Source organism: Methanosalsum natronophilum, from assembly GCF_024808815.1.
In the GTDB taxonomy this organism is placed as follows: domain Archaea; phylum Halobacteriota; class Methanosarcinia; order Methanosarcinales; family Methanosarcinaceae; genus Methanosalsum; species Methanosalsum natronophilum.
In genome coordinates, this window is the sequence record NZ_JANUCS010000003.1 from 137245 (window position 1) to 149756 (window position 12512).

Consider the following 12512-nt stretch of genomic DNA (forward strand, 5'->3'; position numbering starts at 1 on the left):
TATATTTTACCCATGTTTGTTTTTTGGAAGGGAAGATATTCTGGTCTGCAGGCGAATTGTTACTGGAATAGGTATCAATTAAAACAAATAAAATATATGTTGTAAGAACTGATTGCTCAAACTATATGGCATAATTATTTAAACGATTTAGTTCTATCAATATCACAAAAAAACCTAGTTTAAAATCTACTTAAAATGTTCTTTATTCGAAATAACTGCTATTAAGGTATGTGTAAATGAAGACCTTGAAGATATTGATTATAAATAACCATGGACAATTTTGTCATTTAATTCACAGGACAGTTAGGGATTTTGATATGGATACTAAAATAGTCCCGAACATCACCTCAGTTGATTCTTTAATCGAGGAGGAGCCTGATGGTTTGATCCTAAGTGGCGGTCCTTCAATGGAAAGGACGGGGCTTAGTATGGATTATATTGATAGTATTGATGTTCCGATATTAGGCATATGTCTTGGACACCAACTTATAGCTAAGAAGTTTGGTGGGGATTATGGAATAGGAAAAAATGGTGGTTATGCCGCAATTGATATTGAGATTATGGAAGAAGATGATATTTTACAAGGATTAGCACCATCCATATCTGTCTGGGCATCACATGCTGACGAGGTAACGGTTCTTCCTAAGAACTTTATTCACTTAGCTCGCTCGAACTTATGTGAAATTGAAGCGATGAAACACCCTTCAAGACCTATATATGGAATTCAATGGCATCCAGAAGTTTCACATACTCAAAAAGGTACTGAACTATTTGAAAACTATTTCAGAATATGTGAACAGTACTAAAATATAAATTCTAAAATTAATAGATTTAATTTAAGTATATTTGTATTACATTCCCATTTTCTTCATCATTTTTTGCATATTGAATTTTCCGCCCCTCATACCTTTCATAGCATTTTGCATCATTTTATGATATTTTAGTAATTCTCGTACATCTTCTGGGTTATTTCCGGAACCTCTAGAGATCCTTTTGATCCTAGAACTACCTATAATACGTGGGTTTAACATTTCTTCTTCAGTCATAGAATCCATTATGATCCTATATCTTCCGAGCTTGTCACCAGTGACTTGATATGCATTTTCTGGAAGTTTTGCCCCTAGTCCACCAGGTAACATTTGCATGATCTGTTTCATTGGACCCATTTTATTCAAAGCTTCCATTTGTTTATACATGTCCTTGAGGGTAAACTTACCTCTCATCATAGATTCCATATCAATATCATCTTTATCAAGTGACTCTTCTGCCTTTTCTAACAAGCTTTTGATATCACCCATTCCTAAAAGACGCGATATGAATCGATCAGGTTCAAATCGTTCAAAGTCCTCAGGAGTTTCACCTGTACCAATAAATGCAATGGAAGAATTAGTTTCAGAAACTGCTGAAATGGCACCACCGCCTTTTGCAGTACCATCAAGTTTTGAGATAATAACGCCAGATATTCGTATGGATTCATTGAAAGCTCGAGCTTGTTCGCTTGCCTGTTGACCAATAGCAGCATCTAATACAAGGAATTTGTGATCGGGGTCAAGTATTTCATGGATTTGTTCCATCTCTTTTATCAAGTCTTTCTCGAGTGCATGTCTTCCCGCAGTATCAATGATCTTGACATCGTACTTTTCAATCTCTTTAATTCCTCTCTTAACAATTTCTACAGCATCCTTGTTTTCTTCTTCACCGTAGAATGGGACATTCAATCTTTCACACAATGTCTTTAATTGCTGGTATGCACCTGGTCTGAACGTATCGGCACATACTACAGCAGGCTTGAGTCCTTTCTTTTGAAAATATCGTGCAAGTTTTGCAGTAGTTGTGGTTTTCCCACTACCCTGAAGTCCAATCATCATGATCTTTTGTTCTTTCAGTTGAACTTCAGTCCCTTTTCCGATAATGCTGATGAGCTCTTGATAAACAATTCTAATGACATGTTCCTTTGGACTCATTCCCTTTGGCACTTCTTCTTTTAAAGCCCGCTCCTTTATTTTCTTTGACATCTCCATAACCATACTGACATTCACGTCAGATTGGAGCAAAGCTCTTTGAATATCTTTTACCACTTCGTTCACAGTTCTCTCGTCAATACGCCCTGAACTGACCAATTTTTTTAATGCATCCTGTAGAGAACTACCAAGTTTATCCATTACCATAAGTATCGTCCTTTAGCTAAATGTAATGATAATAATATCTAATTAATTTAATAAAACATCATGCTAAATTAAGTAACTTTCGAACAAAAAAATAAGTAGATAGCGGGGGATGGATTCGAACCATCGGTCTACGGGTTATGAGCCCGTCGGGATCTCCTGGCTACCCCACCCCGCTTCTTTATGCTATGCGTGAGGTACGCACTCTATAATGATATTGCCTCATATAAAGTTTGCGTATGATCACCATACAAATTATTTACTTTTACTATTTTATACCAGGATAAAATTAAAAATAGCTGAAGTTCAATTATGAATATGTAAAATAGTTACTATCTTGGAAATGATTTCTGTAATGATACTTATTTAAAGTATTAATTTCTAATTTATGTTTTGTAGTGGGGTAGATTATGTATAGAAATCTAAGGCGAAGCTTAGTTATAACTATATTCTTAGTATCTCTAATTTTACTTATAGTATCTACCATAAGCGTGGGTCTTGCAAGCATTTCTAATAGTGATGTAATAGATAGTTTCCCAAATACCAATATTGATCAAATTTCAAATGAAGTGGATAAGGATCAAAATTTTGTCATTACATCTTCAGTTAAAGATTTCTTTAAAACACATTTAGATTTCAGTAAACGTAATCTCGACACTGACAAATCTACTACTAATAATATGTACATTCTCCAAGATGAAAATAAATGCAATATTTTAGAAAAGGAAGATATCCGTGCGGATTCAAGGTCAATTGAAATCCTGATACATTATCTTTCGGAAGGAAATGATGCTGAACGCAGATGTGCAAGTGCACTGCTTATTGATATTGGCACTCCTGCTATCAATCCTTTGATTAAAGAATTGAATGAAGCCGATTCTTATACTAGATGGTATATTGAAGAAACATTGATTGGAATTGGTCGCACTTCAGTGCTCCCCCTAATTAACTCCATGGATTCTGCTAATCCTCAGGCAAAAAGTAGTATTATTGAAGTGTTAGGTAGATTAGGTGATTTAAGAGTAATTAATACATTAGTACCAGCATTACATGATGATAATGTTCAAGTGAGAATTTCTGCTGCACAAGCTTTAGGCAGGATTGGTGATGCTCGTGCAGTTGAACCCTTGATTGAATGTCTTTCAGATGAATCACCACATGTAAGAAAATCAGCAGCATACTCATTAGGTGAGATTGGAGATAACCGTGCAGTTGAACCTTTAATTGATTCACTTAATGACGAAAATAGGGATGTTAGGATTGCTGCGATCAACTCACTTGCAGAAATCAGGGATACAAGGGCAGTTGAACCTCTGGTCCAAATCCTTGGAGATGAAGATGAGCATGTTAGGATGAATGCGATTGATGCTTTTGGTAGTATTAGAAGTAAAGCATCAATCACTCACTTGATCAATGCATTAAACGATGAGAATGAAAATGTAAGAAAGAACGCTGTAGAGATATTGGGTAAGAACCAGGAAATCAAAGCAGTGCCTTATATGATTGAACTAATGGAAGATCAAAACGAAGATATTAGAAAAAGCACTGCAAATTCTCTTATACTAATAGGTGAACCGGCAGTACCTCCATTGATAAACTCGCTCAAATACTCATCTTCTCCTTATAATGAAGAAAAAGCTGAGATATTAGTGAATATAGGTGAACCTGTTACTCCATACCTAATGGAAGAGATTTATACAGGTAATAAGGATTTTCAGATACTTGCATTAACTACTTTTGGTGAAATTGGTGATGAGCGAACCATAGATACCTTGATAGAATTCTTATCTAACCAAGATGCAGATGTTAGAATAGCTTCAGTGAACTCCTTACTCAGTTTTGGAGATGCAGCAATTGATCCCATCATTAATAAACTGGAGCAGGACCTTGATTACACTACAAGAAAATCAATCACATTCGCCCTTCTAGAACTTGGAGACGAGAATACAAGTGAATATGTTATAAGGTCCTTTGATGAACTAGAGGATCAAAGACCAGTTCAGCATTTCACACAAATGGAAATTGGACCTGAGTTTAAAGTAGCAGACCCAACATCTTTAGAGTGGGTATTGAACCAAGAGGAACAAAAAACAAAACGACAAATAGCTGTTGCCCTTAATGAGATAGATACCCCGGAATCCGAGAATCTTGCAAGTGCAATAAACAGTGGTGATAATAATAGACTCATCTCAACTTCAAACCAGATTGTTCAGAACTCGAACAATAAACTGGGAACTGAGAATGTTCTTGAAGCATTGCGCGACAATAAGGGGTATGTAAGGATAAGTGCAATCTTCATGGCAGAACATCTCAAACATCCTTCATTCCAGGATAGTTTAAATCGTATCTTGTTGATGGATAATGACGAGATTAGAAATGCTGCTGCATTTGCTACAGGTGAAATTGGTGATTCAAAATCAACTGAACCTCTGCTACGTATTTTACACCGAGATGATTATACTAATACCAGAAGCAGCTCAGCATTAGCACTTGGTAAAATAGGTGATGAAAGATCTGTCACGATACTATACCAATTACTGGCATATGATAAAGAGAGTTCTGTACGATCAAGATCTGCTCTTGCATTAGGTATGATAGGTGACGAACGAGCAATACCCTATCTGATCGATTCATTAGAGGATACAGATAACTATGTTCGATGGTATTCAGCCATTTCTTTAGGCATGGTTTATGATGACACTGCTGTCCATCCACTGATTAATGCTCTAAGTGACTCTGACAGTAATGTCAGGTGTGCAGCAGCATACTCCCTAGGTGAAATTGGTGATAATAAAGCTACAGGGGATTTGATAAAAGCATTACAGGATCCGAATAAGAATGTTAGGATCAGTGCATCATCGTCCTTAGGTAAAATTGGGGATTCTAGATCAGTTCCTGCATTAATATCAGCCTTAAACGATGTAGATAAGGATGTTAGGATAAATGCAGCCATATCTCTTGGAATGATTGGAGATGAAAGGGCCGTAGTTCCATTGATAACACTTCTGAATGATGATGATGATGAAGGAGTTCGTTCAGTAGCAGAGAAAACCTTAATATCAATAGGTGAACCTGCAATAGATCCATTAATAAATTCACTTAAAACAGCTGATAGTACTACTAAATGGACTATAATTGATATATTGGTACAAATAGGTGAACCCGCAATAGAACCATTGATTAATTCTTTAGATGATGATGAGGTTAAGAGATATAGTTCAATTGCTTTAATTGAACTTGGTGATCCAAAATCAGTTGAACATTTAGTAGCAACAATGAACAGGACAGAGAATAGTAATATTACTACAGATATTATGATACCTTAACTTATTTGAGTATCAACCTTTTTTGCAGCAATCTCTATTGCATCCATTAAACTATCTTTTGGCATAATGGTTGCTACTGGTATGTTCAATATCTTCTCAACTGTAGGACTTACTATAGGAGCACATACAAGTGCTTTTGCCCCTTCACGCTCGGCCTTGACTGCTGCAACAATAGCATCTTCCATAGTATAAGCTGAATATTCTCTGATCGTCAGTAACTTACCATCAATGGCTTTTCTTGTTTCATTTATATTATCGAGTACATGCCTTGCAGCAATTATTGCAATAAAATCACCATCTTGACCTTCGTCTAATTGTCTAATACTGGTAACTATTTGCCTCATTGTGTTCATATTAGGTTTTCTTTTACCTGACATGATCTTATAGAGCGTGCTAACAGGTATTTCAGAAACTTGGGAAAAATCATTTACATTCAAGTTGAGGTCATCTTTTAGAACACGTTCAAATACTTTTTGAAACTCTTCATCACTTTCAAATATGGCCCTTATAACTTTATCTGCAGCTTTCATACATTTGAACTCCGATTTAAAAGACATTTCATTAGTTTCATAATAAAATTCTTTCCTCAACAACAAACATCCTTTTTGTACAATAAATAATTTTTAATGGGACAATAAGGACATAATATTAATGTATGAGGAAACTAATATATATTATTATCTAACAAATAAACATGCAACACATAAAGAGGTGTTATAATATGAAACTCATAAAGAAAAATTCGGTTAAAGTTGTTATTATTTCTATGCTGGTGTTACTAGCCGCAGTCATGTTTGCTGGTTGTGCAATGCTTGAAGATGATACTGAACTCAGGTTCAGTTATCAACCAAGTACTCACCAGATAGCTTACATGATAGCTGAAGATAAAGGTTGGTGGCTGGAAGACCTAGCACCGTATGGAATAGAGAGTATAGATGATAGGGAGTTTGGAACAGGTGCTCCTCAGATGCAAGCAATGATGGCAGGACATACAGATGTAGCCTATGTTGGTGCTGCTCCATATATATCTGCTTTAGATAAAGGCCTGGATGCAAAGATCGTGGCTGCAGTGCAAACACAGGGTTCCAGCCTTGTGCTTCTTGACGAACATGCAGAGACATATGAATCACCAGAGGATCTTAGGGGACTTACTATAGCAACATTCCCTCCAGGTACTATACAGGATACGATCTTACGTACATGGTTAAAGGACAATGGTCTTGAACCAGGTGATGATGTAGAAATTGCTGGAATGGGCCCCGGAGAGGCTGTAAGTGCAATCACTGCTGGTCAGGTTGACGGTGTTTTCTTACCACATCCATCCCCATCAATTATAGTCAATGAAGGTGCAGGAACTATAGTTGCAGAATCTGGGGAAATCGCAGCAGATCACGCATGCTGTGTGCTTGTAGTCAGTGGTGAACTAATTCGTGAAAACCCTGAAATGGTAGAACAAATTGTAAGAACACATATCAGGGCAAACAACTATGTCGATGAAAACCATGATGAAGCAGCTGATGTCTACGCTAAGTTCACTGGACAGAGTGCTGAGGTAACCAAGCAATCTCTAGTTGACTGGGATGGTGAATTTGTTTCAGATCCAAATATAATCGTGGATGCAACTCTAGCTTATGCACAGCAACAACATGACCTTGGTTATGTTGATAAAGAGTTGACCAAAGAGGACATCTTTGATACTAGCTTCTATGAAGCGGCTAAAGACTAATAATAAGTTATTTCAATATGAAAATACATTATTAGTCCTAGTACCTGAAAGGTCTAGCGAAAATTAGACCTTTCCACTCTTTATTCGTACTTATCTATTGGTGAATAAATGATCAAGCGGACCATTAACTTTTTTAAAAATAGGAATATTGAGATTGCTTCTTTAATAGGTCTTATTGTAATCTGGCAATTAGTTGCAGACTACGTAGTTCAACGCACATTGTTTTTACCAAGCTTTACTGAAGTGATTAGTGCATTGGTCAGAATTATCGAAACTGGTGTGCTTTTCACTGACATTCAAACAAGTCTTTTACATTTTGGAATTGGTATTGGGTCTGCACTGATAGTAGGTATTCCTATAGGCGTTATTATGGGTTGGTTCACTTTAGGTAACCGTATATTCGACCCTATTGTAGAGATATTAAGACCAATACCACCACTTGCATGGATCCCATTTGCTCTCATATGGCTTGGCTTAACTCACACGGCTGCAGGTTTTGTTGTGTTTGTAGGTGCCGTGTTCCCAATAGTCATCAACACTTATACTGGTTTTAAGAGCACTTCTAGGATATATGTAGAAGCCGCTAAAGTACTAGGATGTGTTCGTGACCGTGACCTAATATCCAAGGTAGCATTTCCGTCTTCTATGCCTTCAATCACTGCTGGGATCAGGATAGGTATGGGTGTTGGCTGGATGTGTTTAGTTGCAGCCGAACTGTTTGGAGTAAGTAGGTTTGGACTTGGGTACAAGATATGGTTCCACTACTCATTACACCAAATGGACTTTGTATTAACTTACATGCTGATACTTGGTATAATTGGCCTTTTGATTGATAAAGGATTCAGGTTTGTTGTAGATACTTATCTTCTTAAATGGAGAAAAGGAGTGGTGGTATAATGGGCACCCTCGAGATAAAATTATCCAAATCATTTGAAAAAGATAAATCAAAAACTACTGTAGCTTTAGAAGATGTTGAACTTACTGTAAAAGATGGAGATTTTCTATGCATTATAGGTCCATCAGGATGTGGTAAGACTACACTTCTCAGACTTGTTGCAGGACTGGACGAACCTACAAGTGGTAATATTGCTCTTGATGGAAAACGTATCATGGGTCCAGATTCAAGAAAAGGGATGGTATTCCAGGAATATTCACTTTTTCCTTGGAGAACAGTGATTCGTAATGTTTCCTTTGGACTCGAAATGCAAGGTAAAGAAAAAGAGGAATCAAATGAGATCGCTCGAAGGTACCTTAAATTAGTAGGACTTGAACAGTTTGAAACAAGTTATCCACACGAACTATCAGGTGGTATGAGACAAAGGGTTGCAATCGCACGAGCCCTTGCTAACAATCCAGAAATACTTTTAATGGATGAACCTTTCGGTTCTCTTGACGCTCAAACTAGGAACGCATTACAGATAGAACTGCTTGATATCTGGAAAAAGGAACATTTAACTATCCTTTTCGTAACTCATAGTGTTGACGAAGCCGTTTTCCTTGCAGATAAGATTGCTGTCATGTCGCGTCGACCTGGTAAGATCAAAGAAGTAGTTGAAGTTGAACTCGAAAGGCCACGTGACAGAACAAGCCCTGAAGCTAATAGGATCAGGACAAATATATTAAAGAAACTTGAAAAAGAAAGAAAAGGAGATTAAATACCAATTTAATTATTCAGTTCGTACGATCACTTTTGTACCCGACTCAACCTTTTTAATCTCAGCTTTCCCTACAATCTCAAGTAAACCTTCAGAACGAGCATAATTTATAGAACAACCGGGTCGAATCTTCATATTACCATAACTTGTAGCCTCATTTTCAATGATCGTGTTGTCAAGGACCAGTAAATCATAATTAACCTCAATATTTTCACCAACATGACAATTCGGTCCTACAAGGGCACTGTTAGCAATAACACTACTTTTCACATTATTACATTTACCCATCTCGAGCTCTCCTGAAACGTATAAACTACCCCAGAAATTAACATTCGAACCTGTTAAGAGGTTACCTTGAATAACAATATCATCTTCAAAATAAGAACCCCTTCTTACAATGTAAGTATTTGTAGGGGGATGGTACTTTATGTTTTCTGTTTCCATTGTATCACAATATTATAATTAGGTAATTATTATTTCTTACTAAGCCTCTATGGAAAATGATCATTTATTTAACATTAATTCATATTTTGCTAATGAGATTAGGGTTAAGGCGGATACAGTTATAGTCGGCTTATTACATTCATTGATTTGATGAGTTAACCAAGAGATCGAATCATCCAGTTCGTTCGTGTAACCTGCACTTATCACTGCCTGAATTGCTATATTGCTGGTGGCAAGATGTTGCCACCCACCATTCATCATACGTTGTTCTAAGACCCATTTAGAGTATTTTTCAATAAAGTTAGTGTATATACCTGCATCAGTTTTTATTTTTGTTTTTTTAACTAACTCTATTTGTTTGGATAATGCAATGATTATTAATGAAACTGTACCCACATGCAACCACTTCTCATTGAAATTATCTATCAACCACTTGCAACAGAGCTCATCGTAAATACCTACATCTCCTAAGGCTTTTAGTGCATAGGTAGTATCATAAATATCCTCATTCCAAGACCCATCCGTCTTTTGAGAGAGTATCATACTGGTCAATTTGTTATATATGATCCCAGAATCCACAAGTGCAGTAGAGGCTCTTGATATATCTCTAACAGTAACATTAGATGAATTGAGAGCTAATAACAGGTTCTTGATATGCTCATGGAGAATCTCCAGATGTACATAATCATCATCTGCCCATAGGTTATAAGCAGAGACTACCCGTGAAAGCTCTTTTATGGATATAGGTTTCTCACCTTCTATATAACGTATAAGACTTTTTACTGTATCACTTTCCATCTTGTGCATACCTGAATTATTATGACATATAAATTAAACGAAATATATCGACTAATCTCATTTACCTGAAATTAATGAACACGGAGCACAATACCTTTTAATAATCTGCCCAATATGTCCGAACCAGTAATTATCCGTCGTTGATAATCTTCTTCACCCCAATATATTATTAGGTCAAGATCGATAACATGGTCCTTCTCATGTAATGGATAAACCTTCAATCTTTTTATAACCTGCTCTAACCTTGTATCAGGTGAAGTTACAATAACCGGATTGTGGCAATAGTGTAATGCATAAAATGGCTCTTCTTTATAGATCACATCGCGCAGAAAATCATCTGCATCAATTACCATACGAGGTTGTTCATCTTCATCTGCTAATATGACCCACTTTTTGCCTGAAGATTGTACCATTTGAAGGAAAGGGTCATCAGCACTTCTTTTAAAGTCAGGGAATATGGGATAATTTCCTCTAAATGGTAATGTTATCACACTTCTTGGATCTATAATCGAACCCTCGTTCTCGATCCTAATATCATCCATTGCAAGAAAATTGATTGCACCAATTCCTTCCAACTTCCCAATATCTGTCTTTGACGACTCTATATGTTTTTCGAGCATTAGCATAAGAGACCGTTCTTTGAATAACTGTAATTCCTCTTTCCCTAACCATTTATCAAGCAGTATTGCGGAAGGTTTGGCTACAGGATAAAGTAACACTTGATAAAACCTTATCATAGGAACCAAATGCGCTCCAACTCTTAATGTATGTCTTGAGAAATATGCCTGTGGAACAATTTCACCAAATATTGTAATTCCTACAGTTGAGAACACGAACGCTCCAACACCCGTCATTACGGATTCTGTAAGCAATGCGATCAATACATTCACAGCAACATTACCCCAAAGTAATGTAGTGAGTAAGAAATTCGAATCTTTCCTTACCTTAAGGATCTTTTTAGCATTCTTGTTACCAGCATCAGACTCGATCTCAAGCTTTAATCGACTAAGTCCAAATAAACCAATTGTAAGACCCGCAAAAAGACCTGATTGTATTAGACATAAAACAATAAAAATCCATGTAACATCCATTTATTCCAAACTACACTCCTCAAAAGATTATTTACTTGTACTGATACCTGTGCTAATACTTATCATGAATATTTCATCGACTCTCGGTAATGGATAAATAAGTTTAGTATGAAATTTGTTTTGAATCTAAATAAACCTTTTTTTACTCAACTCTTGTAACTATTCCTTTTAATAACAACCCTAAAATATCTGAACCCGTGATTATTCGCTTCTGGTCACCATTCCAGTATATTATCAGGTCAAGGTCGATCACATGATCTCTCTCATGTAAAGGAAACACCTTAAATTTCTTAATAACATCATCCATTTTAGTTTCAGGTGATGTAACAATTATTGGATGGTAACAATGTGTTGTCGGGTAGAATGGTTCATCTTTATATAGAGCATCTCTCACAAAACTATCAGCATCAATGACCATCCTAGGATTATCTTGTTCATCAACTATAACTGTCCATTTCTTTTTAGAAGCCTGAACTTTTTTAATGAAAGGATCATCTAAACTCTTTTTTATCTCTGGGAATATTGGATCATGGCCTTTGAACGGTAATTGTACAATACTCTCAGGTTTGATAATAGCACCTTCATTCTTTGCTTTGATATCATCAAGTTTCAAAAAATTGATTGCTCCAATACCTTCAGTTTTACCAATATCGGACTTTGAAGAGTCTATATGTTTTTGTAACATGTACATCAGTGCTCTTTCCTTTAACATTTGAGGCTCTTCCTTACCTAACCACCTATCTAACAGCATAGCTGATGGTTTAGCTACAGGGTATAATAAAATTTGATAAAATCTGATCATTGGGATCAAGTATGTAGCAATTCTTAAAGCATGGCGAGAAAAGTATGCTTGTGGAAATATTTCACCAAATGTAGTGATTGCCAGAGTTGAGAACAAGAATGCACCAACACCTGTCATAATTGATTCTGTAAGCAATGCGATCAATACATTTACACCAACATTACCCCAAAGTAGTGTTGTGAGCAAGAAATTCGAATCTTTCCTGATCTTAAGGATCTTTTTAGCATTCTTGCTACCAGCATCAGCTTCGACCTCAAGTTTTAATCGGCTAAGTCCAAATAAACCAATCGTTAGACCTGAAAAAAGTCCTGATTGTACTATACATAATAAAATAAATGTCCAAGTGAGCACTATCATTATACGTTCATAGCCTCTTTTCTTGTATTGTTATTATTTGGATTGGGTTCGAGCTTCATTTTTTAGTTTTAGTTGATGAAAATGAGATGACTATTGTTCTCTATATTAAGTACCTAGTTCTTAATAAGGTACATTTTATATTAACTTT

General features: G+C 36.2%; 11 protein-coding genes and 1 tRNA gene. 5 read left to right on the forward strand and 7 right to left on the reverse strand.

Going from position 1 to position 12512, the window contains the following annotated elements; translation table 11 throughout:
* Positions 1–236: 236 nt before the first annotated feature.
* Positions 237–806 (forward strand): GMP synthase subunit A, encoded by a 570-nt coding sequence (locus J2T59_RS03090; protein WP_259133825.1) that lies wholly within the window; start codon positions 237–239, stop codon positions 804–806.
* A 45-nt stretch (positions 807–851) separates the two neighbouring features.
* Here the strand turns inward: J2T59_RS03090 and J2T59_RS03095 are convergent, their stop codons facing one another.
* Together J2T59_RS03095 and J2T59_RS03100 are read right to left on the reverse strand one after the other, a co-directional pair.
* Positions 852–2168 carry a signal recognition particle protein Srp54 gene (locus tag J2T59_RS03095; protein WP_259133827.1) on the reverse strand — a complete coding sequence of 439 codons (1317 nt, stop codon included), beginning with the start codon at positions 2166–2168 and terminating at the stop codon, positions 852–854.
* A 100-nt stretch (positions 2169–2268) separates the two neighbouring features.
* Positions 2269–2343: transfer RNA gene (locus J2T59_RS03100), tRNA-Met, on the reverse strand.
* 232 nt (positions 2344–2575) lie between these two features.
* On the opposite strand from J2T59_RS03100, the gene J2T59_RS03105 reads away from it, so the two are divergent.
* Complete coding sequence (locus J2T59_RS03105; protein ID WP_259133831.1) at positions 2576–5491, forward strand: HEAT repeat domain-containing protein; 2916 nt, start codon at positions 2576–2578, stop codon at positions 5489–5491.
* On the opposite strand, the gene J2T59_RS03110 is transcribed toward J2T59_RS03105, so the two are convergent.
* The gene (locus J2T59_RS03110) at positions 5488–6021 is read right to left on the reverse strand and encodes a transcriptional regulator (RefSeq protein ID WP_259133884.1); all 534 of its coding nucleotides are present in this window, start codon (positions 6019–6021) and stop codon (positions 5488–5490) included. The two genes, J2T59_RS03105 and J2T59_RS03110, sit on opposite strands and share 4 nt — an antisense overlap.
* A gap of 191 nt (positions 6022–6212) precedes the next feature.
* Here J2T59_RS03110 and J2T59_RS03115 point away from each other — a divergent pair, with 191 nt between their 5' ends.
* From J2T59_RS03115 to J2T59_RS03125, 3 genes are all read left to right on the forward strand, one after another.
* Positions 6213–7217, forward strand: a complete 1005-nt coding sequence (locus J2T59_RS03115) for an ABC transporter substrate-binding protein (RefSeq protein WP_259133833.1) — start codon at positions 6213–6215, stop codon at positions 7215–7217.
* A 108-nt stretch (positions 7218–7325) separates the two neighbouring features.
* A complete protein-coding gene (locus tag J2T59_RS03120; RefSeq protein ID WP_259133836.1) occupies positions 7326–8114 on the forward strand; it encodes an ABC transporter permease in 789 nt (262 codons plus the stop codon).
* The gene (locus J2T59_RS03125) at positions 8114–8872 is read left to right on the forward strand and encodes an ABC transporter ATP-binding protein (RefSeq protein WP_259133838.1); all 759 of its coding nucleotides are present in this window, start codon (positions 8114–8116) and stop codon (positions 8870–8872) included. Before J2T59_RS03120 ends, J2T59_RS03125 begins: the two co-directional genes overlap by 1 nt.
* 12 nt (positions 8873–8884) lie before the next feature.
* Here the strand turns inward: J2T59_RS03125 and J2T59_RS03130 are convergent, their stop codons facing one another.
* From J2T59_RS03130 to J2T59_RS03145, 4 genes are all read right to left on the reverse strand, one after another.
* Positions 8885–9316 carry a polymer-forming cytoskeletal protein gene (locus J2T59_RS03130; protein WP_259133839.1) on the reverse strand — a complete coding sequence of 144 codons (432 nt, stop codon included), beginning with the start codon at positions 9314–9316 and terminating at the stop codon, positions 8885–8887.
* 60 nt (positions 9317–9376) lie between these two features.
* Complete coding sequence (locus tag J2T59_RS03135) at positions 9377–10114, reverse strand: hypothetical protein (RefSeq protein ID WP_259133841.1); 738 nt, start codon at positions 10112–10114, stop codon at positions 9377–9379.
* Positions 10115–10185: 71 nt separating this feature from the next.
* A complete protein-coding gene (locus J2T59_RS03140) occupies positions 10186–11205 on the reverse strand; it encodes a DUF21 domain-containing protein (protein ID WP_259133842.1) in 1020 nt (339 codons plus the stop codon).
* Positions 11206–11347: 142 nt separating this feature from the next.
* Positions 11348–12364, reverse strand: a complete 1017-nt coding sequence (locus J2T59_RS03145; RefSeq protein ID WP_259133843.1) for a DUF21 domain-containing protein — start codon at positions 12362–12364, stop codon at positions 11348–11350.
* Positions 12365–12512: the final 148 nt, after the last annotated feature.